We start from the raw sequence: 24,378 nt of genomic DNA, 5'->3' as shown, positions 1-24,378 counted from the left end.
GCCGGCTGTTCAGACGAATGCAGGTTCGACTGGCTCAGACCGCGTCGCTCACTACCGCCTCCGCATCCTTGACCGTGATCTTTCCGTTCATCAGCAGCGGGAGAAGTTCGTCGCGAGTGCGAGCGAGAGCCCGAGACTCAGACACAGCCGTCTTTACACGCTTAAGCAAGCTCATTGACAGCTCTCCGAAGCGATTTAGACTCTCGTCGTCCACCTTGGCCAGCCGGTAATCCGCAACGTCTGCAGCCGCAAGCCTCTGCCGACCACTGGTCCCCTGCATGTGCTTGATCGCAAAATCGCGAAAGCGCTCACTCTTCGTCAAAAAGAACGGGACCGCTGAAAGCAATGGCGACCTAGCACGGAAGACGATGAACTCAGTCGAACCAACACCGACTTCCGTATTCTCGAGGAAATCTACGTAGCCAGCTTTGCCGTTCTCCAAGCAAGGAGTAATGCGCGCAAGCAGCACATCGCCGTTAATGAACCGTGCACCGCTCTTTGCTTCGCGAGTGGACCACGAGCCCACAGTCATGGAAGAGTCAGGAAGGTCCTTCATGCCAAGATATGGAGCCTGACCAGCCAGTTTTTGAGAGGTTCGAGGATTCACGTCGAATAGGTCGCTGACGGTCAAGAACGAGCCGTCCCCCGTGAAGCCATCCAGCCTCAGTAATGCGAAGCGTTCTTGCAACAGATCTTGCACCGCACCGGACAGTCGCTCATTGGCGGCGATTTTGTCGTCGAGGGCGCCGAGGACTTCAGCAACTCCAGCTTGCACATTCAACGGAGGAAGGGGCACTAACAGTTTAGACAGATCGGTTCCTTTTACTCCCGCAGCTGCGACTTGAGTAATGATGGTCGACATATTCCGTCTACCCATGTCAGATGCGAAGTAGTAGTAAAAGAAGAGAGGATTCGCGAGCCTTGGGTCAAGCTGGGCCCGTATCAAGTGGCTTTCCCAAGTGCAATCTTCATCGGACGATTCGAAAATTGAACATTTCCCCGCACCCTCGAAAGTCAATGACTGACGGGCGAAAAGCAAGTCTCCGTGTTGAAGCACATCTTTCGTGCGATCGACTCTGTCCTCAGGAACGAGTTCTCCCACAGACGCCCTAATTCTGTCTGTTCCGAAGATTTGCTTCATGCCGATCATCCGCATTCCAACTCCACGGTCTCTCGACGCAACAGTAATTCCATTTCGCAACGGACGTTCGAAGAGTTCACTGAACAACACTGATTTCATCCCAGACGCTCCAGCTGCTCGCGGACGACCGTTTCCAACCTCGCCGACTCATCGAAAGCGTCGATCAGCTCCCCCTTCAGTCTCGCGATCTTCTCGTCGATCGGCTCCAGATCTTCCGGCTCGGGCGCCGACCCGACATAACGGCCCGGGGTCAGCGCATATCCGCCTTCCTTGATCTCGGCCAACGGCACTGTCCGACAGAATCCGGGTACATCTTCGTACTCTCGTCCGGCCGCCTCGGCGGATTCAGAGCCGATCCACGCATGGAACGTACCCGCGATCTCGGCGATGTCCTCATCGGACAGCGAACGCTCGGCACGGGAGATCATGTGCCCCATTTCGCGCGCATCGATGAAAAGCACCTCGCCGGCCCGGGCTCCCTTCTTCTTCGCGAAGAACCACACGCACACAGGAATACCGGTCGAGCGGAACAGCTGAGTCGGCAGCGCGAGCATGCACGAGACCAGGTCGGCCTCGACGATCCGAGCACGGATATCGCCCTCACCGCCGGTGTTCGACGACATCGACCCGTTCGCCATGACCACGCCGGCCTTGCCGTCGTCGGTGAGCTTGGACAGGATGTGCTGAATCCAGCCGTAGTTCGCGTTCTTCTCCGGCGGGACGCCGAAGGTCCACCGCGGGTCCTCCTCACTGCGTGCCCACACCTTGAGGTTGAACGGCGGATTGGCAAGAACATAGTCCATCGGGGTATCGGCGTGGATGTCGCGGGCGAAGGTGTCTCCCCACTTCTCGCCGAGACCCTGGACCTCGATCCCGTTGATGGCGAGGTTCATCTTCGCCATCCGCCAGGTCTCCTCGATGGATTCCTGACCGTAGACCGCGATGTCTCGTGGATCGCCGTTATGGTCTTCAATGAACTTCTCCGACTGGACGAACATGCCGCCCGAACCGCAGCACGGATCGTAGACCCGCCCCTTGAACGGTTCGAGGATCTCGACCATCGTGCGCACCACCGGTCGCGGGGTGAAGAACTCGCCGCCCCGCTTGCCCTCCGCACGGGCGAACTCGCCGAGGAAATACTCATAGACCTCCCCCATGAGGTCACGTGCCCGGAACTCTCCCTGCCGGGAGAAGCGCGTGCTGCTGAAGAGATCGACGAGCTCACCCAGACGACGCTGATCGAGATTGTCCTTGTTGTACAGGCGCGGCAAGGTTCCCCGCAGGGACGGGTTGGCCTTCATCAGCTGATCCATCGCCTCATCGATGAGAGCACCGATGGTCCTGCCGGCTTCGGCCCCTGAGGGCGCCTGCCCTTTGGCATTCTCAGCCAGGAAATCCCACCGCGCGGCAGAGGGAACGAGGAAGATGCCCTCGCCGACATAGGTATCCGGGTCCTGGAGCAGCTCGGCGATGTCTTCCTCGTCGATGCCTTGCTCTTCATAGTCGGACCGCAGCACCGACTGTTCCTCCTCGAATGCGTCCGAGACGTATTTGAGGAAGACGAGACCGAGAATCACGTCCTTGTACTGACTCGCGCTCAGCGAGCCCCGCAGGCGGTCGGCCGCCTTCCACAGAGTCGCTTTGAGTTCGCTCATCGTCGTCGGCTGTTCGACGGCGTTCTTCTTCGTGGCCATGTCACCTTCCTTGTGATGGCTGCGGCTCGAGGCTGCTGCCCATCAGTTCCATCGTCCCGGCCGCGACACCGCTCAAGAGCGAATGCCCCAGCGTCTTCGCGGCACGTTCCTTCACCTGCAATTGTTGTCGATATCCGGCTAATCTCCGCATCGCGTCTTCGACCGCGTCGACCTGGTCGGCAGGAATGCGGGGAATCTGCCAGTTCGTGTACTCCTTCGACTGCGCATCGTTGATGACCGTGGACAAGGTGTGCGAACCGATCGGGGTGCCATCGGCCCGCCGCAGGATCTTGTTCGGCGAGACCACCAGCGAGCCACCCCGGTCATCAACCCACGCGGTCGGCGGATTCGAGCAGAAGACGACGTCCCCCGGTTGTGTCCTCATACTGCGACGCAGCGAGCTCTCGGCAACGAAGGCATCAATTCGGAACACTTCGCCACCGCTCCTGGCATCGACGACCGACACCGCACCGGTGTCCTCCGCCAGCGATTCGTCGATCCGACTGCCGCTGTGACGAGTGAGCGTTCCATTGTCGATCATCGTGCCGAGCGAAGTCGATCCCACCACCAGCGAGGCGGGGCGGTCAGTGACATAGATGTCGAAGACCTCGGTCGCCTCGGCGGTTTCGATCGAAGCGACGCGCACGTCGTCGATGAAGTCCTGCTGCCCGGTTGCGAAGCTCACCGCTCGGGTACCGGTCGGAACAACGGCCTCGCCGCCGAGGATCGACCGAATATCACGCGACCTGACATAGCGGAACGCGCGAGCAGGCAGCTCGTTCGGCACGGTTCCGGCGGCCAGCACTCCGGCCACATCGGCCGACAGATCAGACCGGTCGACCGGGGCTTCGCTGAGATCGGCCACCCACGGGTGGTCGAGAGTGGCACCTCCTTTGAGCAGCCACAGTCCGCTGCTCTGTCGCGGAGCGTGTTTCCACAGACCGCGAGGCAGACGCAGCGCACAGACGAGAGGTCCGTGGTTCGCAGAACGGCTGCTTCGCAGTGATTCCGAACGACGCTGCTCGGACGTGCCGTCCAGTCTCCCGCAGAGCAGGTCGGCAGGACCGGCGACGATCGCGTACTCATTGGGGTTGAGATCGAGAATCACCCGATCGAGTCTTTCGAGCACCTCTGCGCTCTCCAAGCCGTAGACGGCGACGACTGACACCGTCGGTCGTTCGGAGTCGAGGGCGAGCCACCCCCGCAGGAGCGCCCTCTTTCGCAGGTCACGGATGTGGGGAGAGTCGGCGGTCACATGCGAGGCCAAGCCGTCCACCGTTTCCGCCACGGCGAGGAGGTCAACGTCCTCGCACTCGAGGACGAGCTCCCCCGCCGCCGAGGATCCCCGTCCATCGGATGCGGTCTCGCCGTCAGCGACTACTCCCTCGACGACTGAGGCGATGACATCCACGAGTCCGGGATCGAAACCTCGTCGTTCCTGCCTCCGGCTCAATCGCCCCGTTTCCAACCGGTCCAGGGCATCAGCGGCACCGAACGACGCGGCATAGAGGTCGTCGACGTAGTCCAGAGCGGCAGCGGCGAACTCGGTGTCGATGACCTCACTGAGGAGAAATCGATCAGCAGGGTCAAGGGAGGCGGCGATCTCGACGAGCATCGACTCACCGAGATTGTTGAGATCGTCCTCGGCATTGTCCCTCAGACACAGAAGAACCAGCGCGTGGTCGATCGACACCCCAGTGGGAATGCCGGCGGCCGGAGCATCTTCGACGAACTCCGCATTGTTGCCGCGACCCGTGCGCCGCAGCCATTCGACGACAGCCTCGACATGGAAGAGTTCACGCCCGTCCGGACCCTCGGTTCCCTCCGGGAAGGGGATTTCGCGACCTCTGACCGTGGTGCGTCTGCGCCATTGGGACACTGCCGGCCGGGAGACACCTGCCAAGTCGGCAATGTCCTGCATCGACATCAATGCGTCGCTCATTGTGCCTCCCGTTGCACTCGCGTTTTCCGTTGTGCCCCGATCCTAAGCGACCCTGCACAAGGAGTTAAATGCATTCACCGTTAAGCCCCCTTAACGGCGTATTCGTTGCTCAATTCTATGCGGATGTCGTGAACTGAGTTCTCAACGACCGGCCGAACCATGCCGGCCAATGCACCCCGACCAGCGATAGGACGGCCCCGAATGAACTCGTTCCCACATCCGCCCCCTCACCACGACGGCGGACATCAACACCAACAGCCCTACAGTGCCCCATCCTCCCCGTTGCCCCTGACACCGCAGCGGTCCACGAAGCACATCTGGTTCGGGCTCGGCGGTCTGGTGATCGGGCTGCTCCTCGGAGTCGGAACGGTCGGGGGAATCGTCGGGATCAGTTCTCTTGCCGAAGCCGACGCGCAGGCGGCTCGGGCAGAGCTCATGGCCGACGGCTACGAGACATGCTCGCTCGGCTCGGTCGATGGAGCGACACTGAGCGCCGACAGGTTGAGCGTCGACTTCGACGGTGCCGGGATGTACTTCGGCCCAGATCTTGCCGACGTGTACTGCCTTGGCGACGCCTTGGGCATGCCCGACTCTGTGAGCTCCCGGATGGGGCAGACACGGGCGCTCGACGGAACACAGACCGCGGATTGGGATTCGTTCTCAGTGTCGTGGAACTACCACCCCGATGACGGACTCGGTGCGATCTTCGAGTACGTCCCGGATTCGTGACCCTTCGCGAACAGTCCACCTGACTGCTCGCTGCCCGCCGCCGGTCGGTGGCCTGCACGCCGCTCACCGATCGGCGCATCGCGCACAGCCAGCCGAGGCGCCCCAACCGCCCATCACCGCCATTCACATCACACCGCTATACACACCCAAGGAGAATCATGTCCCACAACCCGCACGAACAGACCACCCGATTCGCCACTTCGTACAACAACCTGCCGCCGGAATCAGACAAAAGCTTCGTCCTGACCTGGCTCTTTGCGTGGTTCCTCGGCTTCTTCGGAGTCGACCGCTTCTACCTCGGCAAGGTCGGCACCGGCATTCTCAAACTGATGACGCTCGCCGGATTCGGCATCTGGTGGCTGGTCGACGTCATCGTCGTCCTCGCCGGCAAGGCGACTGACAAGTCCAAGAGACCACTGTCGGGATACCGGCAGCATCGCACTGTGGCGTTCGCGGTCACTGCCGGCTTCGTTGCAGTCGGCATCATCGGGAGCAGCATTGCCGGCACCAGCGGCACCGAAGACGTCTCCGGACCGGCCGTCGCGGAAGACCAGCAGTCCGAGGAGACGTCGCCCGATAAGGACACGCCGGCGCAGGAGGCACTTGCGCAAGAGGCGCCTGAAACCGCAGAGCCGGCGGTCGAGGACCCCACGGCAGACGAGGTCGACGCCTCATGGGCAGACGAGAAGTACGGAGCATTCAGCACCGTCAGCGAAGACGGAACTGGCGACTCGATCATCACGCTTCCTTCCGGCGCGACCGCGGGGCTCGTCACTGCGAACAATACGGGCAGCGGCAACTTCGTCATCGATGTCCTCGACGACTCGAATCAGTCGACCGGAGACCTCCTGGTCAATGAAATCGGTACCTACGAAGGCGCAACGGCCTATGGAATCAACTCCTTCGGAGAGGCCTCCTCTCTCAAGGTCACTTCCGACGGCAATTGGAACATCACGATCGAACCGATCTCCGCAGCGCCCGAACTCGAACCGACCGGCACAGGAGACGCCGCATTCCTCTACACCGGGCCGCCGACTCAGCTGACAGCCACCTATAACGGCGACTCGAACTTCGTCGTCTATGAAGACACCGACGAATTCTCCATGGGGCTGCTCATCAACGAGATCGGCGCGTACGAAGGCACTGTCCCCCTGTCGGCAGGTCCATCGCTCCTCACCGTCAATGCCGATGGCAAGTGGAGTCTGACGACCGACTGATCACTGACTAATCAAAATGGCCGCCGGCCGAGGTCGCCGGCCATGCACAAGAAAGGGATCGATATGCTCACCGCATTGTCGGACATCGCCATCAGCACCATTTCAGCAGTTCTCGGCGCCCTCATCGTCGCGGCCATCCCGATCGGGACCCGCCCTTCGCTATGGACGGGAGGCAGCCGCACGTCGGTGCAGAACAAAAATGGTCAGCAGGTCTACGCCCCCAACAGCACTGGCCCGATCAACCCGACTCAGAACAATGTAGTCATGACGACCCACCAGACGATTCATCAGAACATCGAGTCATCGGCGAAGTCGACCGGTACGACACAGTCCGCTCCAGACGAACGTGTGCGGGCCGTGCTGATCGGTCTCGTCATGATCACTCTCATAGCGGTCTACAGCCGTGGGTACGAAGTGGCCGTCGGATTCGCTGTTGGAGTCAGTATCGCCTTGACAGTGATTCTCATCGCCCTCATCTTCCGTACGTACAAAGCCGAGCTGTTCGCGGTCCAGTCGCTGGCTGCATGCATACGGATCCTCAGTGCCATCGTGCTTCTGCTTACAGCATCGTGGTTGACGGTGGGCAGAACATGGGGCGGATACTCTATGGCCGATGTGAGAACTCAGTTGGAATCCCTGACGGAACCGGCAGCACTCAGCGAGGGCGCCGCACCTTGGGTCGGTTCGAGGACGGTTGTCCCTGCCTTCAAGATGTTCTTCTCAGACGCACAGTTGGCGCTGGTCGGCGTCTTTGCACTCGTTGCCATGATCTTCGCGCTGATTTGGGCATGGTCAGCAGTATCGACGGCTTTCGCGTGGAGCTCGTATCTCGGTTTTCAGCACGGAGCGACGACAAAACACAGAGTCATCGTTCGGGCGTCGAAGTTCGAAGCGCTCAATGCCCGCTCCGCCTGGTCGTCGATCGGGTCGACCGTGCTCTTCGTCGCAATCATCATCGGATTTCCCTGGCTGGTGACGATATCGTCCAACGGCGAGCTCTCTCGGTGGCTCTTCGGCCAGTAAGAGCGGAGGAGACCCTGCACAGCCGCAGATCGGGCTCAGCCTCCGCTGACCTGTGTCACCCCGCCCTCCGACTACACTGAAATCACGTTCGCGAGTTGTGGCCTTCGGTACCTGGCCGGCCACACGGCAACCCGTCATCGACCGGGTGCCCCAGGGGAAGAACGGGCCCGCGCCGACCGCTCGGGCAAGCTTCGATCCGGGCCCATACGCCCGAGAAGGACGGTTCGCCATGTCCGCAGACTTCAACGACTCCGACAAACGCCGCAGGGCCGCCGAACAGTGGCCGGGCTTCGACCCCGCCGAGGCACTGCATTGGTCGAAGGTCCTCCTCCGCCACTCCCCCGACCCGCAGCGCGCCGGCATCAAGGCTCAGATGAACTCAGCGATCGATCGCGGAATCCCGGTCGCCGGGCCCGGTTGGGTGCGCACCGCTGACTCCGCTCGCGCCGACGGCTTCAACCCGGTGCTCTATCAAGCACTCCACGAAAGCCTGCGCACCATCCCGAAAGCGTCATTCCGATCCCATCCGGGACACCGCCAGGCGACGTTCAAGACCTACGTGCCCGGCACCCCGTATGAATCCGAGCTGTGGTGCGACTGGCCGAAGCTCTTCCTCACCGACGGGTTCGATGCCCGAACGGCCACGGCCCTGACTCTGCTGCGCGCCGAACCGAAGTTTCCGCGCCCACGTACCAGCGACTGAGGCGAAATCTCCCGACCTCGCCCAACCCAACCGGCACGGCCTGTCGGCTCAGCCGAACTGCCGGCCCGCCTCGTAGACGGTGACGCTGCCATCCGGGGTCCCTCTTAGGAGCAGGTAGAAGTAATACTGATCGTCGCTTCCCGTCCCCGGCGTTGTCACGCCGCAGACTGTGTCACCTGGCCGGATCTCATCCCGAGCCGACAGATACGACATCGACTTGCCGTTGGTGAAAAAGTACTCGCCACCACTGAATTCACCCTCTTCATACGGCTGGATGAGCTCGCAATGGTCGACCTTCACACCTTTGGGGAAATGCTCGGATCGGACGGTCGGCGGGTTCGACGTCTGACCATCACCGAGGATGTCATCGAGTGATGACATCATTTCGGGGGTCGCCGAACGTTTCGCTTCTGCGTCGTCTCCGGCGGCGACCGCCTCGGCGAACTTCTGCACCTGTTCCACAGCCGGCGTACGAATGTCACCGGAAGGCACGTGGTAGACGGTGTCCTGATGGGCGAAGGACTTCCCGTCCCAGCGGTAGAGGACATCGGCGTTCGCGGACTTCTGGCATGCGGTGCATCCATCGTCACCGTAGACGCCGATGCCGCCGACGCTGATCCCCAGATACTGCCCCAGCGGGCTGACCGCATTGAAGTACGGCTTGGGCATATATCCGGAGATATCGGCCGAGTTGCCGCGATCGTCGACGTCGTCCCAGAGCTCGATGGAGTCGAGCAGATTGAGATCCTGATCGTAGATCCCGATCGACGGGTAGATATAGGAGCCGCCGCCGTTGCAGCTGAATTCGACGGCGGTCACGGCCTTGTCACCCATGCGAGACGTCGTGAACTTCTCCATGGAGATACCGGAATAGCGGCCGTCGTCGCCGCTGGCCTCACCGTCAGTGAATTCCACCTCGTGCTCGGGCTTCGGATCCAGTGGGCCGTCGCCAAGATAATAGTCGTCATAGGCGAGACCGAATTCCGCGCAGGCCGGCGGCGCCGACAGCTTCCGGTTCAGGAATGCGTCTCGGCCGGGGAACTTCGCAATCGCGCCGCCATCGGAGCCGCCGTCAAAACCCGGGTCGGCCTTGACGGTGTCGACGTCGCTCGAATCGGTGAAGTCGAAGACCTCGAGAACACCCTCGGACATGACCATCAGACGGTCACCGGAGACAGTGAAGCTGTCGAGTTCGACGTCGACGCGCCACAGTTCCTGACCCGAGTCAACGGCGAGACCGTGCACACCGGCGTCGTCGGCGATGACGAGCACTTCGTCCTCAATCGTCCAGTTAGGTCGCAGGCGAGGCTCGCCGAGGCCAGATGCCGTCGCCGCCTCCTCGCCCAGTTCGGATTTCCACAGCACCGAGTCGGCATCGACTGCGACGACCACCTGACCGTCCGAGACCACCCACGGTCCGTCTTCGCCGGCGCCGACCTTCCGCACTGTCGCCTCGGTATCGACGCTGACGTCGGAATACTTGCCGCCAGACGGTGAGCTGAGGCTTCCGTCGTCATTGACGGTGATCGGCACGGCCTCCGAAGCCGGGTCTTCCACCTCGGCGGGGTCTGTGCCGCCGTCCTCCGTGCCTCCTGACGATCCGCCTGTCGATCCGTCTGACTTCGAGTCCTTCGCGTCGTCACCTGGGGTGAGGGTGACTTCTCCGTCTTTCAGCCGAATTGTGCGGTCCCCGCAGGTCAGGGAGTCTGCCGACCACTGGCAGTCCACTGGAGTGCCCTCAAGCTTCGGACCGGAACTCCTCGATTCGTCATCGGCAGAATCGCCCTCGGCCGCCTCACCGTCTTCGATGACGTCCTCGACTTCTGGCTCCTTCACATCGGTGTGCGGAACCGGCGCCATCCACGTCGGCTGCAGAGTCTCTTCGTGGAGAGCCATGATCACTGACTGTCGAGGGCCGACGACGTTGACGAGCTGCTGGTCAGCATCTGCGTCATCGTCTGCTTGCAGCCGAGTCAGCTGCGCATTGCGTCCGACATCGGCGAGGTCGACGGCCGCCTTCTGATTGGGCGCTTTGTCGAAGTCGGAGCCAGCAAAGAATCGCGCGCCGAAGAATCCGCCCGTCACAGCGAGGACGAGGACAAGCCCCGCGCCGATTCCCAGCATCCATTTCCGTTTGCTGCGACTCCCCGGCTGCGGCGAAGGTGAGTTCCCCACCGGTGCAGCAGATCCCTGGTGGTAGGTGGGGTGAGGTGCCGGGTCCTGCTGCCGGCCCGAGGTCCAGCCTCGTCGCGTGAGCGCTTCCTGGACGGCCGGATCCTGATGAGTCGCAAGCCAGTCGAGCAGATCCGGATAGGCATTCGGATGGGCAGCGATGTCAGCGAGCAGGTCCGGCCGGGTCGCCGCTATCCTCTGCAGATCAGAGCCGGAGGCATCAGCCGAGCGAACGATGTCGAGGTCGGGGTCATTCCCGTGACCGAAACTCTTTCCCATACAACAGATGTTATCAACGGAATCAGTCGGGAAATCCGGCTTCGACTCAACCAGTCGTGCGCAGATACACGGCCACGGCAAGCGCGGAAGCGATCGCCACCCGCTTCCCTCCGATATCCACGGTCACCTCATCATCGGTGGGGTCGACGACGTCGAGTGCGACGTCGGGAAGCACTCCCGCCTCGGCGAGCTTGCCCAGGATCTGCGGATCGGCGTCGGAGACTCTCAGCACCGCATAGGACCCGGCGGCCGCCTCGGCGAGGAGGGTCGGAGTATGGGAATCGACGGCGCCATCGGCGCCCGGGATGGGATCGCCGTGCGGATCGGATGTCGGGTGGCCGAGGAACGCGTCGATGCGGTCGATGAGCCGGTCGGAGGCGGCATGTTCGAGGATCTCGGCTTCGTCGTGGACTTCGTCCCAGCCGTAGCCGAGCGACTCGACGAGGAACGTCTCGATGAGCCGGTGCCGGCGCACCATCGACAGGGCGATCGTTCTGCCCCGTTCGGTGAGCACCGGCGGACGGTAGGGCACTCGGGTGATGAGGTCGAGTTCGTCGAGGCGTTTGAGCACCTCGGTGACATTGGCCTTCGTCGTTCCGAAACGGTTCGCAAGCTCCGTGGCCGTCATCGGGTCCCCGCCCCATTCCTGGGCCGACCAGATGGCCTTGAGGTAGTCCTGACTGACCTCGGAGACTTCACCTGCACGCATACGTCCAGTATCCCATGGACAAACCGACACGGATGTTGCGAAACAATTACCTGCTGACCGCTCCTTCGCCGAGGCGGCCCTGCCAGAATCACAGACATGACCTCCCCTTCCGATCCGGTGCCCCCGACCGACGACGCCGTCCCCACCCGATCCGGCCCACCCGCCGCCGCACCCGCCGGCGTCCGATTTCTCGCATTCATCCGCGCCCCGTTCCTCGCGCTCAGCAAGCGGGCAGAAGCCCGCCGAACCTCGAGTGCACACCGCTCTGCTGCTGATCGACCGGCACCGCGCTCTCCACGACGCAGCCCCGCCGATCGGCCGAACCTCGCACCGGATGTCCCGATCGGGCTGTTCCGGCCCGGCGAGATCGAATTCGCGCGGCTCTACAGCCTCCCGCCCTTCGACACTGACGTCCTCATCCTCACCGACCGGCGACTGATGCGGGTGCGCACCGATGCTGCCGGACACGTCGCCCAGCTCTCCCAAACTGCACTCTGGCAGGTCGGGCACGCCCGCGCCGAGGAATTCCGCGACCGTGCGACCGTGACCGTGGAACTGCACGTCGGATCGTCGATGCGGCTCGAGGAGACCGCCCCGGCCGAGGCGCACGAATTCGTCGACACCATCACCGAGGCGGCTGCCCGATCCCGGGCCTGATCCCCGACCGTCCCCGCGGCCCCCTGACAACTCGCCCTGTTTCCTGAACGGACGGGGTGTGATGGTCGGCAGAAATTCCTCCATCAGTAGACTGGCGCAGGCTCGCTTTCGGGCCAGACCACGTTTCCTACCGGAGGCTGATGCGTGCACGATCCGAACGAAGAGAAGTTGAAGCGCCCGATCGTCGAACGAGAACGGTTCGGCGGCACCGATCGAACGACGCGAACCGGCCGGGGTGTCGATCCGGCCAAGCGTGCACCGATCGACAGCACAGAGATGAGCAGGGGCCCCGAGGAGCTCTCTGACGAACGCGGTTCCCGCGTCAATTGGCGAGTCTTCATCGTCGCCTCGCTCATCATCCTCGCCTTCTCCGTGTGGGCGATGATGATGCCGGACTCAGCCCAGTCGACGATGAAGACCACCGTCGACTGGATCGCCGAGAACCTCGGCTGGTTCTACGTCGTCACCGTTACCGTCGTCATCGGCTTCGTCCTCTGGGTTGCTCTGTCCAAGGAGGGTTCGGTCCGTTTGGGGCCAGACCACTCCCGCCCCCAGTACAACCTCTTCACCTGGGTCGCCATGCTCTTCGCCGCCGGTGTGGGCATCGATATGCTCTTCTACTCGGTGACCGGGCCGATCACCCAATACCTCGAACCCGTCAATGCCAGCCCGGAGTCGGCCGCGGCCGCCCAGGACGCCGTGGTGTGGACGATGTTCCACTACGGCATCGCCGGCTGGTCGATGTACTCGCTGCTCGGCATGGCCATGGGCTACTTCGCCTACCGCTGGGGAATGCCGCTGTCGATCCGCGCCGTCCTCTACCCCCTGCTGGGCAAGCGCGTGCGCGGAACCACCGGTGACGTCATCGACATCTTCGCCCTCGTCGGCACCGTCTTCGGTGTGGCCACCTCGATGGGCATCGGCGTCGTCCTGCTCAACGTCGGCTTCGCCACTCTCTTCGGCTTCGAGCAGGGACTCGCACTGCAGATCGCATTGGTCATCGTGGCCGTGGTCATGACCGTCGCCGCCTGCACTTCGGGCGTGGACAAGGGCATCCGCCTGGTCTCCGAACTCAACCTCTGGTCGTGCGCGGCGATGATGCTCTACATCCTCGTCACGGGAAAGACCGCGTTCCTCCTCAACGCCATGGTCGAGAATGTCGGCCGGTTCATCTTCACCCTGCCCGAACGCACACTGTCGACGTTCGCCTATGTCGACGGCGGCTCCGAATGGATGGGCGGATGGACCCTGTTCTTCTGGGCGTTCTGGCTGGCCTGGGGTCCCTTCGTCGGGCTCTTCCTCGCCCGCATCTCCCGCGGACGCACTCTGCGTGAGTTCGTCATCGCCGCGATCACCGCACCGGTCCTCTGCGATTTCATCATCGTCTCGATCTTCGGCAACTCGGCCCTGTCCGAGGTCTTCTCCGGCAACGGCGAGTTCGCGAAGACGGCCATCGCCTCACCGGAACAGGGCTGGTACGACCTGCTCGAGATGTTCCCGGGAGCGACATTCCTCATCGGACTGGCCACACTCTCGGGGCTGCTCTTCTACCTCACGAGTGCGAACTCCGGTGCCATGGTGATGTCGAACTTCTCCTCCTCGATCCCCAACCCGGAAGAGGACGGCCAGAAATGGCTGCGCATCTTCTGGGCCCTCGTCACCGCGGTGCTCACCATCGCCATGCTCGTCGCCGGCGGTGTGACCACGATGGAGTATGCGACCCTGATCTTCGCTCTGCCGGTCACGGTCATCGCCTACCTCGTCATGGCATCGTTCTCGAAGGTGCTGCGCATGGAGCGCGCCGAACGTGAGGGCCGGACTCGTCGGCGCCGCACGACTGCGGCCCATGGCGGTCGGGCCCCGGAGAAGACCTGGCGTCAGCGTCTCGCGACCCTGCGGTCCTATCCGTCGAAGGCCTCCGTCGAGCGCTTCGCCGCCGAGGTGGTCGGACCGTGCCTGGAAGCCGTGTCCGCGGAATTCCGTGAACTCGGCTACTCCGTCGAACACCTTCAGACCATGGACGAAGACACGGCGATCACCTCGAATACGCTCAACGTCGATATGGGCGAACAGCGCGACTTCCGCTACGAGGCGGCCGCCGTCGAGGCGAATGTGCCCTCGTTCGGTGCCCGCAACGCACCCCGCGGAGACGACCGCTACTATCGCATCGAGGTCTTCACCCAGACCGGTTCCGAAGGCTACGACCTCATGGGGCTGAGCTCTCAGCAGATCATCGACGACGTCCTCGACCGCTACGAGACGCACCTGTCGTTCCTCGCCTATTCGCACGAGCACTCCTACCAGTCGGTCGTCACGCCGCCGCACCCGCCGATCACGGACTCGATCCCGGCGATCCCGGTCTCGCCGAACGATGTCGAGGAGCTGGAGGAACCCAAGCACTGATTCGCGCGGACCCCGCCGTCCGCGACATTCCCGATCCCACCTCGCCGAGGCGGCCCGCCGAAAGAGGGCCGGCCGCCTCGGCGAGGTGGGATCCTTCAGATCTGGAACACGAACCGGGCCATGGCCGAGGAAAGAGCTGTAAGAATCGAAGCATGAAGTTCAGAACGCACAAGATGAGCACGAACGTGGTCTACGGGGTGGGTCTCGCCGGTTTCACCACGATCGTCTTCTTCCTCATGAATGCCGGCATCGATCCGCGGGCCCACCGCGTCGGGGACTTCGATCCCGCGGGCGCCGGGATCGTCGGCATCGGGCTCTACGGGCTCTACCATACGATTGCCATCATCTTCTTCAACGAGGACGACTCCTCTGACAAAGACGCACCGGCACCCGATCATCATGTGCCCAGGGCCCCCGATTCGTACACCGGCTTCATCCGCCAGGCCTGGTACAAGGTGTTCTCCGTCGGTCCTATCTGGGCTTTCTTCTCCGCGGCATCGATCTTCATCTGGCATTCCTTCGCCAAGAGCACAGGCACCCCGGGCACGATCTGGGGCGACTACAGCGCATCACCGCTGCCCGCGCTCGTCATCTTCTTCGCCTGCTGGTCAGCGGTCAATCTGGGCTTCACACTGTCCGCTGTCGCCGAGGCGTTCAACCGCGATCACCCCGCGGTCTTCATCATCATGCTCGTGACGATGTTCCTCCTCGGCATCGGCCTCACCTTCGTCTTCATGTTCCCCATTCCCGAGATGAGCACCGGCTCCGGCCTCTCACTCGTCACGATCACGCTGCCGTTGTCCCTGCTCGCCCTGTTCGGCACTCGACTGTGGGCGGTGGTGAGAGTCGCCCGCTGCGACGCAGCGCATCCTCATCTCAGCCCGAGGCAGCAGCGCCGCAGGGAGAGGTTCGATCCCCGGCACCAGGACAACGGCGGTCCCCGAGCCGGCGCCGTTCAACAGGGCAGCGCCGTTCCCCACGCGACTGCGGCACCGCCGACTGACCTGCTCCAGCAGGGAGAGGTCCTCCAGCCGGGAGAGGCCCTGCTCCTGCAGTTCCGCAGCGATCTCACCCCCGAACCGCAGATGCTCATCGCCACGAACCGTCGCGTCGTGCGCGCCTCCGTCAACGGCCAAGGACGCAGCGTCGTCCTCGATCAGGCGCAGCCCGGGCAGCTGATGGGCGGCAGCTGCACATTCGACGCCGGCGGAGTCGTGACCACGGCGCATTTCCGCGGCCGTGCCGAGATGAGGCTCCTCGGCGGCGACCCGGCACAGTCGCAGAGATTCGCCGAGGCTCTCACACGCCTGGCCCGAACCGGGCGAACCACACCCTGAGACGCCGGACGGCTCGGCCCCAGGGGCCCGCGAACTCTTGCACATCCTCGGCGAGCGGACCATAGTCGGATCAGAACCGCGAACCGAACCGGGAGGTGTGCGCCGTGGACGTCGGGACACTGACGCAGATCCTGACCGCCGATGACTACACGATCGCGCGTGAGGTGCTGCAGCGCGGATTCGGTGCGCTCTTCTTCATCGCCTTCCTGTCCGCGTGGAACCAGTTCCCCGCGCTCCTCGGCGAAAGGGGACTGACCCCGGCCCCGCGGTTCATCGCCCTGACCACCGCCGCTCAGGCACCGACCCTGTTCCGGTGGAAGCGCTTCGAATACACCGACCGACGCCTGCGCATCGCCTGCGGCATCGGGATGGTCCTCGCCGCATCCGTCGTGCTCGGAGTTCCCCAGGCCGGACCCGCGTGGACGACGATTCCGGCCTTCCTCGCCATGTGGTGCCTCTACTTCTCGATCGTGAGCATCGGCCAGCGCTTCTACGGCTTCGGATGGGAGTCGCTCCTCCTCGAAGCCGGGTTCCTCGTCGGATTCCTCGGCTCCCACGAGGTGGCCCCGACCCTGCTGATGATCCTGTTCCTCCGCTGGTTCGTCGTCCGAGTCGAGTTCGGCGCCGGCATGATCAAGATGCGCGGCGACAGCTCCTGGCGTGATCTCACCGCCATGGACTACCACCATCAGACCCAGCCGATGCCGAATCCGGTCAGCCGGCGTGCGCATCTCATGCCCCGGTGGTGGCATCGCAGCGAGACCCTGGGCAGTCACATCGTCCAGCTCCTCGCCCCCTGGCTGCTGTTCCTGCCTCAGCCCATCGCCTCCTTCGCCGCGGTCGCGATCATCCTCACTCAGCTCGCGCTCGTCATCAGCGGCAACTATGCCTGGCTGAATTGGGCGACGATCCTCCTCGCCTTCGCCGGCATGAGCGATTCCTTCCTCGCCTGGGTCGTCGGCGGTCCCTGGCCGGGTTGGGGCCTGACCGGCATGTTCGGCGCCGAGGCGGCAAGTCCGTCCACGGCAGCCGAGGCTTCAGGGGCAGCAGCGTCCGGGGCCGCATCCGGTGCTGTGCCCACTTGGTGGCTGATCCTCATCGCCGCCTTCGTGATCTGGCAGTGCATGCTCAACCTCCCGGCGCTGAAGAACCTCTTCTCCTCACATCAGCTGATGAATGCGAGTTTCAATCGGCTCGGCCTCGGCAATGCCTATGGCGCCTTCGGGTCGATGACCGAGACCCGCAACGAGATCGTCATCGAAGGCTGGACCTCCCCCGAAGGCGAGAACGTTTCCGAGGGCGGAAACGCCCCCGAGAGCCGCGAGCCGCTCGAGGACGGGGAGCCGTTCCGAGGCGCAGAGCCGTTCGAGGAGTCGACGGTCGCGGCCGATGTCGGCTGGCGGGAGTACGAGTTCAAGGGCAAACCCGGCGATGTGTGCCGGCGCGGGCCCGTCGTTGCGCCGTATCATCTGCGTCTCGATTGGCTGATGTGGTTCGCCGCGCTGGGCGATTATCGCCAGACCTGGTTCACCGAGCTGCTGGCCAAGATCGGTTCCGGCGACGCACAGATCCGCCGTCTCATGGGCCCCGATCCCTTCGCCGGCGCGGCCCCGGAACTCGTCCGCGTCCGCGTCTTCACCTACCGCTATGCCACCCGCGCCGAACGCCGGGACGCCGCTGCCGCCGGATTGCCGCGTCCGTGGTGGGTGCGCTCGAACCCGCGCACTCTGCTGCCCCCGACCGATCTGCGTCGCGACTGACGACCTCGGTCACGGCGCGCTCCCGTCGAGATATCCTGCCGCGCCCTCCGGGATTTGCCGTTCCTGCTCACTCGATCTTAAAGTTAAGGTACATTAACTTTCGTTCCGAGGTCCCGAACGCAGAAGCAGGAGCCCCATGCCCCACCGCAAACCACAGCCCTCCGCCCACCCTGCCTCCCGCCGGATCGCGCGCGGAGCCGCGGCGATCACCGCTTCGGCCCTCGGGCTCCTGCTCGCCGCCTGCAGCAGCTCCCCGGCCGCCGAGGATGCCGATGCCAAACCGGTCGTCCTCACGACCTTCACGGTGCTCGCCGACATTGCGGACAACGTCGCCGGTAACCATCTCGAGGTCGAGTCGATCACGAAGGTCGGCGCGGAGATCCACGGCTACGAACCCACGCCCGGTGACATCCGCAAGGCGTCGAAGGCCGACCTCGTGCTCGACAACGGGCTCAACCTCGAGCAGTGGTTCTCCCAGTTCGTCGATGACATCGACGTCCCTCATGCCGTCGTCAGCGAGGGCGTCGAGGAGCTGTCGATCACCGCGGATGCCGACGCCGGCAAACCCAACCCGCACGCCTGGATGAGCCCGCTCAATGTCCAGATCTACGCCGAGAACATGGCTCGCGCCTTCGCCGACCTCGACCCGGACCATGCCGATGACTACACCGCCAATGCCGAGGACTACGGAGCACAGCTGCAGGAGGTCCACGACGACCTCGTCGACGAACTCTCGACGCTGCCGAAATCCCAGCGGGCTCTGGTCACCTGCGAGGGGGCGTTCTCCTACCTGACTCGGGACACCGGACTGAGCGAGAAGTACATCTGGCCGGTCAATGCCGAAGCGCAGGCGACCCCGGGGCAGATCACCTCGGCGATCGACTTCGTCAAGGACAACGACGTGCCCGCGGTCTTCTGCGAGTCCACGGTCTCCTCGGCGCCGATGGACCGGGTCGTCGAGTCCACCGATGCGGAATTCGGCGGCACGCTCTACGTCGACTCGCTGTCCGAATCGGACGGACCGGTCCCCACCTATCTCGATCTCATCCGCCACGATGCGCAGGTCATCTCCGAGGCCCTGACCGGGGGCAGAGGATGAGCGCCGCGATCGGTCAGGGGCACACCGAGACCCCCGCGATCAGCGTCGACGGGGTGACCGTCCACTACGGGGACACGCTCGCTCTCGACCGGGCGTCCCTGTCGCTGGGGCACGGACGCATCTGCGGGCTGATCGGGATGAACGGTTCGGGCAAGTCGACCCTGTTCAAGACGATCATGGGCATGATCGACCCCGAATCCGGTCGAGTGCGCATCGACGGCGGCCCCACGCGGCAGGCACGACGGGCCGGTGTCCTCGGCTATGTTCCGCAGAGCGAGGACGTCGATTGGGACTTCCCGCTGTCCGTGCGCGATGTCGTGATGATGGGTCGCTACGGTCGTATGGGCCCGCTGCGGCTGAGCCGCAGGGCCGACCGTGAGGCCGTCGATCATGCCCTGGAGCGCGTCGAGCTCACCGAGTACGCCGATCGCCAGATCGGGCAGCTCTCGGGAGGACAGAAGAAGCGGGCCTTCGTCGCCCGCGGGCTCGCTCAGGAAGCGACGATCCTGCTCCTCGACGAGCCCTTCGCCGGGGTCGACAAACGCAGCGAGGCCACGATCACCCGGCTGCTCAAGGAACTCGCCGAGGCGGGCGCGACGGTGCTCGTGTCCACTCACGATCTGCATGCGCTGCCCGGTCTCGCCGATGAGGCGGTCCTGCTCATGCGCCGAGTCCTCCTCCACTCCTCCCCCGCCGAGGTGCTCCGCCCCGAAAACCTCGCCCGCGCCTTCGGCCTCGACATCACACCCACCGAGGCCACACCCACAGAGGCCACACCCGCAGAGGTCACACTCACCGAGGAGGAAGCGCGATGACCGTCTTCGAGTTCCTGTTCGAGCCCTTCGGCTTCGACTTCATGCTCCGCGCCCTGGCCACGACTCTCATCGCCTCGGTCGTGTGCGCCGTGCTCTCCTGCTGGCTGGTGCTCATCGGCTGGTCGCTCATGGGCGATGCGGTCTCCCATGCCGTGCTGCCGGGAGTCGTGCTCGCCTATGTCGTCGATGCTCCGTTCGCGCTCGGGGCGGTGGCCTTCGGGTTCCTCGCCGTCGGGCTCATCGGGGCGGTGCGCGACACCAGTCGCGTCAAAGAGGATGCCGCGATCGGGATCGTCTTCACCTCCCTGTTCGCCCTCGGCCTCGTCCTCATCTCGGTCGTCCCCTCCCATGTCGATCTCAACCACATCATCTTCGGCAACCTCCTCGGCGTCTCGGCCGCGGATCTGGCGCAGGTGGCGGTGCTCGGCGCGGTGACCCTGACCGTGCTCGTGGCCAAGAACCGCGATTTCACCCTCTTCGCCTTCGATCCCACTCATGCTCATGCCTTGGGTATCAACCCGCGGCTCCTCGGCGCCACACTGCTCGGCCTGCTCGCTCTGACCTCGGTGGTCGCTCTGCAGGCGGTCGGTGTCGTCCTCGTCGTGGCGATGCTCATCGTCCCCGGAGCCACGGCGTACCTGCTCACGGATCGGTTCCAGCGGATGCTGCTCATCGCCCCGGCGATCTCGATCGCGTGTGCGATCATCGGCCTGTACTCGAGCTACTACTTCGACGCCGCGTCCGGCGGGATGGTGGTGCTGGCGCAGGGCGCGGTCTTCGCGCTCGTCTACCTCTTCGCCCCTCGCCACGGCCTCATCGGCCGGCGCGTGGCGACCCGGCGACGGCAGCGCACGCGGGCACGAGTGTGATGCGCGCCGCGGCCCCCGCGACCGCGGAATCTTCGCCGGTCAGGGGCTTCGCGTCACCACCTCGGCGGGGTGATTCTCCCTCGCCGGCCGCCTCGGCGGGGCGAATCCCACCGGTTCACCACTTCGGTGGGGTGACCCCCGCCGGGTGACCACCTCGGTGGGGGCTAATCGACTCCCAGCGCAAGGAGGACGACGAGGACGACGTTGAGCACGATGATGAGGGCCGAGGCGACCACGGCGATGCTCGTGATCCACCGGGCATTCGCGAATTCGCCCATGACCTTCCGACTGCTCGTGAGCCTGACCAGGGGAATCATCGCGAAGGGAATGCCGAGGCTGAGCACGACCTGGCTGAGCACGAGCGCCCAGGTCGGGTCGACTCCGAGCCCCAGGATGATGAGTGCGGGAATCATCGTCACCGCCCGCTGCCACATGATCGGGATGTTCACGCGCAGCAGACCCTGCATGATCGATGCGCCCGCATAGGAGCCGACCGCGCTCGAGGCCAATCCCGAAGCAAGCAGTCCGATGCCGAAGAAGAGGCCGACGATCTCGCCGAGGTTGGCCGTGACGACCGCGTGCGCACCCTCGATGGTGTCGGTGCCGGCCTGGCCGCGCAGGGAAGCGGCGGCGAGGAGGAGCATCGCAATGTTCACGGATCCGGCGACGACGAGGGAGGCCACGACGTCCCAGCGGCTCGCGCGCAGCAGCTGCCCGGTCGAGGCGGTCGTGTCCCTGCGGTGACGGTCGACCGAGAGTGCCGAATGGAGGTAGATCGCGTGGGGCATGACCGTGGCGCCGAGCATGCTCGCGGCGAGCACCACGGAGTTCGTGCCTTCGAGCCGGGGCACGATTCCACCCGCGGCCTGCCCCCAATCCACGTCCCCGACGAACAGGCCCGCAAGAAAGCCGATGGCGATGATCGCGAGGAACGCGATGATGACGAACTCGAAGGGGCGCTGACCGCGGGTGGATTGGATCGAGAGCAGGAGCAGAGACACCACTCCGACGATGACTCCGCCGAGGAGGAGCGGCAGATCGAAGAGGATCTTCAGGGCGATGGCGCCGCCGATGACTTCGGCGAGGTCGGTGGCGATGGCGACGATCTCGGCCTGACCCCAGTAGGCCAGGCGTGAGCGTCGGCGCAGTCGTTCGCCGAGGATGCCCGGCAGCGACCGTCCGGAGACGAGCCCGAGCTTCGAGGACAGGTATTGGACGAGAACGGCGATGAGGTTCGCGGCCACGAGCACCCACACGAGCAGGTATCCGTATTCGGCACCGGCGGTGAGGTTGGCGGCGACATTGCCCGGATCGACATAGGCGATGGCGGCGACGAAGGCCGGGCCGAGGAGCGCGAGTGTGGAGATCTTCTTCCGGTCGCGTTTCTTCCGGCCGTGCCCGCCCGTGCGTGCGACGGCAGAGGAATCGACGTTCATGAAGTTAAGGTACATAAACTTTCCCGTCGAGGGCAACATGAGGGTCCACGATGGCGCGAGTCCGGCAGCACTCGGCTGCGCTCGACCGGCGCGAGGCCGGAAGCACCCGCCCCACGGCACCCGGCGCTCGGCCGGCGAGCGATGCACCGGCCTGGAAAGTGAACACGGAAGGACTTATGCTTCGACCATGTCAGGTGAACATGTTCAATTCCGCTCCGCAAAGCGCCGGCGCACGGAAGACCGGATCATCGGCGCCGCCGCCGATCTCTTCCTCGAACACGGGTTCAAGGCCACAACCGTGCGCGGCATCGCCAAGTCCGCCGAGGTGTCCGTCGGCCGGGTGATGTCCGTGGGCGACAAGGACGCCATCCTCGTCCGCTGCTTCGATCGGTGGATCGGCCAACTGCAGGACGGGACGTACACGGCACCTCCGCCTCGGCGGGTCAGTCTGTCGAAGCGGGGAGGGCACGATGCTGCGGGCACGTCGGTGGTGAGCGGGGCCAGGACCACCTCGGCGGTGCAGCGTCACCTGCTTGATCTCTTTCTGCCGTTCCTCGAATTCTTCGCCGCACACGAGGACCTGTCCCGGGACTACGCGGCGGCGATGATCCGGGTCAAGGGCGACCCCGAGGTATTCAATGCTCTCGCGGCGGACTTGCAGGACCGCCTCAGCGGGGCCTTGGCCTCGATCGGGATCAGCGAGGACCATGCGCGGGCCAGCGCCTCGGCGCTCTACGACTCCTACCTGGGCATACTCTTCCGGTGGGCCGCGACGACGATGACTCTCGCCGAGGCCACGGATGCGCTCCTGGCCATCATCGCTTTCCATACTCGCGTCCGGAGCCCGCTGTGAACCGGCCGTCCATCAACGATTCCACCGAGGCCCTGCCATGATTCTGCTGCCCGACCCCACCTGGCCGGTCGTCGTCCTCGCGATCGTCGTCTTCGGCGACGGACTGCTGACCTTCCGACCGCCCCAGGCGATCGCCGCCTGCCTCGACGGCGTCGGGTTCCCACGCGATTGGTGGTGGGTGCTCGCGATCGTGAAGTTCCTCGCCGCCGCGGGGCTGGTCGCCGGCATCTGGATTCCCGGTCTCGGCGCCGCCGCAGCGGCGGGGCTCGTCGCCTATTTCCTCTGCGCTGTCGCGGCGCATCGGCGGGCGCGCTACGTCGGGCGGGACTTCTGGCTCAACTGCCTGGGCATGCTCCTCGCCTGCGCGGCGGTCCTCATCTTCTGCTTCCTCGAATGAGTGCCGCGCAGGCGGACGGCAAGCACCGCACATTCGGGCGGATTCCGCCGCCATCCCCTCATCCTCGGCGCCGAGATTCGCAAATTGCAGGCGCGTACCCGTGCACACCCCACTTGTTCTGACCTAGAGTCGAGATACGGCACCGGCGCCGACAGGGGCGCTCAGCCGTCCGGCAGAGGAGTGTGGACATGCCTGAATACGCCGACAGCAGTCGCACGCGCGACGAAACTCCCCACGAACGCTACGAACGCTGGGTATGGATCCACGAAACGGCGTCGATGACCGGGTGGGACTTCTCCCCGCTCGCGGGACGGCTCGTCGCCGACGATCCGCCCTGGGACTTCGACCAGATCTGCCTCGACGCGATGGCCGAGGCGAACAGCTGCCTCGACATGGGCACCGGAGGCGGCGAGCGCCTCATCGAACTCATCGACCGCCTCGACGAGGCCCGCCCGCCCGGCGAAGCCTCGCCGACGATCACCGCGTCCGAGGGCTGGGAGCCGAACGTGCCCCTGGCCGCCTCGGCGCTGCGGGACTACGGGGTCGACGTCGCCCGCTACGACAGCGATCACCACCCGGAGATGCCGTGGAACGACGGCGAGTTCGACCTCGTGATGAACCGGCACGAAAGCTATGACACCGCCGAGGTGGCTCGCGTGCTCGCCCCGGGCGGACTCTTCATCACCCAGCAGGTCGACGGTACGGAGGCGTAGGAGTTCCGGGACTTCTTCGGCGGCGGAGTCGGCGATCTCCACCAGCAGCTCGAGCCCTGCCTCGACGAAGCCGAACGTCACGGGTTCGCCATCGAAGCCGCACGGAAGTGGCAGGGTACGATGTCCTTCACCGACGTCGAGGCGGTCATCGAATACCTCGCCTACATTCCCTGGGATGTGCCCGGGTTCTCCGTCATGCCCAACCTCGGCGTGCTCAAACGCCTCGCCGAGTCGAATGACCCCATCGAGGTCACACAGAAGCGCTTCCTCATCGTCGCCCGCAAACTCTGAGCAACCGGAAACTCTGAGCATCCGCAAACGGCCTGCGCGCGAACCCGGCGCGGCTGCGCGGCCTCGCCCGTGCCGGCGCGGCTGCGCGGCCTCGCCCGTGGTGCCCGGGAGTTCCTGCTGCCGTGATGCGCGCGCAGAG

General features: G+C 64.5%; 21 protein-coding genes and 1 riboswitch. Of the genes, 15 read left to right on the top strand and 6 right to left on the bottom strand.

The window, feature by feature from the left end:
* Positions 1-34: 34 nt before the first annotated feature.
* The 3 genes from ACPUD7_RS11470 to ACPUD7_RS11460 form a co-directional block, all read right to left on the bottom strand.
* A complete protein-coding gene (locus tag ACPUD7_RS11470; protein WP_425119966.1) occupies positions 35-1,150 on the bottom strand; it encodes a restriction endonuclease subunit S in 1,116 nt (371 codons plus the stop codon).
* Between the two features lie 86 nt (positions 1,151-1,236).
* Complete coding sequence (locus ACPUD7_RS11465) at positions 1,237-2,835, bottom strand: type I restriction-modification system subunit M (RefSeq protein ID WP_425119965.1); 1,599 nt, start codon at positions 2,833-2,835, stop codon at positions 1,237-1,239.
* Position 2,836: 1 nt separating this feature from the next.
* Positions 2,837-4,777 carry a hypothetical protein gene (locus ACPUD7_RS11460; protein ID WP_425119964.1) on the bottom strand — a complete coding sequence of 647 codons (1,941 nt, stop codon included), beginning with the start codon at positions 4,775-4,777 and terminating at the stop codon, positions 2,837-2,839.
* Positions 4,778-5,059: 282 nt separating this feature from the next.
* On the opposite strand from ACPUD7_RS11460, the gene ACPUD7_RS11455 reads away from it, so the two are divergent.
* From ACPUD7_RS11455 to ACPUD7_RS11440, 4 genes are all read left to right on the top strand, one after another.
* Positions 5,060-5,506, top strand: coding sequence for a hypothetical protein (locus ACPUD7_RS11455; RefSeq protein WP_425119963.1), 447 nt, complete (start codon positions 5,060-5,062; stop codon positions 5,504-5,506).
* Between the two features lie 158 nt (positions 5,507-5,664).
* Positions 5,665-6,723 (top strand): TM2 domain-containing protein, encoded by a 1,059-nt coding sequence (locus ACPUD7_RS11450; RefSeq protein ID WP_135540629.1) that lies wholly within the window; start codon positions 5,665-5,667, stop codon positions 6,721-6,723.
* Positions 6,724-6,765: 42 nt separating this feature from the next.
* Positions 6,766-7,746, top strand: a complete 981-nt coding sequence (locus tag ACPUD7_RS11445; protein ID WP_135540627.1) for a hypothetical protein — start codon at positions 6,766-6,768, stop codon at positions 7,744-7,746.
* An 86-nt stretch (positions 7,747-7,832) separates the two neighbouring features.
* Positions 7,833-7,943, top strand: a riboswitch (SAM riboswitch).
* Between the two features lie 32 nt (positions 7,944-7,975).
* Complete coding sequence (locus ACPUD7_RS11440; protein ID WP_135540626.1) at positions 7,976-8,449, top strand: hypothetical protein; 474 nt, start codon at positions 7,976-7,978, stop codon at positions 8,447-8,449.
* Between the two features lie 48 nt (positions 8,450-8,497).
* Here the strand turns inward: ACPUD7_RS11440 and ACPUD7_RS11435 are convergent, their stop codons facing one another.
* Both ACPUD7_RS11435 and ACPUD7_RS11430 read right to left on the bottom strand, forming a co-directional pair.
* A complete protein-coding gene (locus ACPUD7_RS11435; RefSeq protein ID WP_135540624.1) occupies positions 8,498-10,900 on the bottom strand; it encodes a hypothetical protein in 2,403 nt (800 codons plus the stop codon).
* Between the two features lie 46 nt (positions 10,901-10,946).
* On the bottom strand, positions 10,947-11,609 hold the full coding sequence (locus tag ACPUD7_RS11430; RefSeq protein ID WP_135540622.1) for a metal-dependent transcriptional regulator: 663 nt from the start codon (positions 11,607-11,609) through the stop codon (positions 10,947-10,949).
* Positions 11,610-11,705: 96 nt separating this feature from the next.
* Between ACPUD7_RS11430 and ACPUD7_RS11425 the strand changes: the two genes are divergently transcribed.
* The 7 genes from ACPUD7_RS11425 (at position 11,706) to ACPUD7_RS11395 (ending at position 20,549) form a co-directional block, all read left to right on the top strand.
* Entirely contained in the window at positions 11,706-12,266 is a 561-nt protein-coding gene (locus ACPUD7_RS11425; protein ID WP_135540620.1) for a hypothetical protein, read from the top strand.
* A 144-nt stretch (positions 12,267-12,410) separates the two neighbouring features.
* On the top strand, positions 12,411-14,669 hold the full coding sequence (betT, locus tag ACPUD7_RS11420) for a choline BCCT transporter BetT (RefSeq protein ID WP_425119962.1): 2,259 nt from the start codon (positions 12,411-12,413) through the stop codon (positions 14,667-14,669).
* A gap of 152 nt (positions 14,670-14,821) precedes the next feature.
* A complete protein-coding gene (locus ACPUD7_RS11415; RefSeq protein ID WP_425119961.1) occupies positions 14,822-16,006 on the top strand; it encodes a hypothetical protein in 1,185 nt (394 codons plus the stop codon).
* 104 nt (positions 16,007-16,110) lie between these two features.
* Positions 16,111-17,766: a lipase maturation factor family protein gene (locus ACPUD7_RS11410; RefSeq protein WP_135540614.1), complete on the top strand. Its 1,656-nt coding sequence runs from the start codon at positions 16,111-16,113 to the stop codon at positions 17,764-17,766.
* Between the two features lie 136 nt (positions 17,767-17,902).
* Complete coding sequence (locus ACPUD7_RS11405) at positions 17,903-18,865, top strand: metal ABC transporter substrate-binding protein (RefSeq protein WP_135540612.1); 963 nt, start codon at positions 17,903-17,905, stop codon at positions 18,863-18,865.
* Positions 18,862-19,680: a metal ABC transporter ATP-binding protein gene (locus ACPUD7_RS11400; protein WP_135540610.1), complete on the top strand. Its 819-nt coding sequence runs from the start codon at positions 18,862-18,864 to the stop codon at positions 19,678-19,680. Before ACPUD7_RS11405 ends, ACPUD7_RS11400 begins: the two co-directional genes overlap by 4 nt.
* A complete protein-coding gene (locus tag ACPUD7_RS11395; protein ID WP_135540608.1) occupies positions 19,677-20,549 on the top strand; it encodes a metal ABC transporter permease in 873 nt (290 codons plus the stop codon). The genes ACPUD7_RS11400 and ACPUD7_RS11395 overlap by 4 nt, the downstream gene beginning before the upstream one ends.
* Positions 20,550-20,713: 164 nt before the next feature.
* On the opposite strand, the gene ACPUD7_RS11390 is transcribed toward ACPUD7_RS11395, so the two are convergent.
* Positions 20,714-21,985, bottom strand: a complete 1,272-nt coding sequence (locus tag ACPUD7_RS11390) for an Nramp family divalent metal transporter (RefSeq protein WP_240689917.1) — start codon at positions 21,983-21,985, stop codon at positions 20,714-20,716.
* Positions 21,986-22,172: 187 nt separating this feature from the next.
* Here ACPUD7_RS11390 and ACPUD7_RS11385 point away from each other — a divergent pair, with 187 nt between their 5' ends.
* The 4 genes from ACPUD7_RS11385 to ACPUD7_RS11370 all read left to right on the top strand — a co-directional run bounded on the left by ACPUD7_RS11385 (position 22,173) and on the right by ACPUD7_RS11370 (position 24,239).
* The gene (locus tag ACPUD7_RS11385) at positions 22,173-22,838 is read left to right on the top strand and encodes a TetR/AcrR family transcriptional regulator (RefSeq protein WP_135540604.1); all 666 of its coding nucleotides are present in this window, start codon (positions 22,173-22,175) and stop codon (positions 22,836-22,838) included.
* A 37-nt stretch (positions 22,839-22,875) separates the two neighbouring features.
* The gene (locus tag ACPUD7_RS11380) at positions 22,876-23,235 is read left to right on the top strand and encodes a DoxX family protein (RefSeq protein ID WP_135540602.1); all 360 of its coding nucleotides are present in this window, start codon (positions 22,876-22,878) and stop codon (positions 23,233-23,235) included.
* A gap of 188 nt (positions 23,236-23,423) precedes the next feature.
* Positions 23,424-23,948, top strand: a complete 525-nt coding sequence (locus ACPUD7_RS11375; protein ID WP_425119960.1) for a hypothetical protein — start codon at positions 23,424-23,426, stop codon at positions 23,946-23,948.
* A gap of 120 nt (positions 23,949-24,068) precedes the next feature.
* Positions 24,069-24,239 carry a hypothetical protein gene (locus ACPUD7_RS11370; protein ID WP_425119959.1) on the top strand — a complete coding sequence of 57 codons (171 nt, stop codon included), beginning with the start codon at positions 24,069-24,071 and terminating at the stop codon, positions 24,237-24,239.
* The last annotated feature ends 139 nt before the right edge of the window (positions 24,240-24,378 follow it).

The organism is Brevibacterium sp. FAM 24630, from assembly GCF_049804075.1.
Classification (GTDB): Bacteria; Actinomycetota; Actinomycetes; order Actinomycetales; family Brevibacteriaceae; genus Brevibacterium.
Note: the sequence above shows the minus strand (reverse complement) of the source record. Positions and strands in the feature narration are given on the sequence as shown.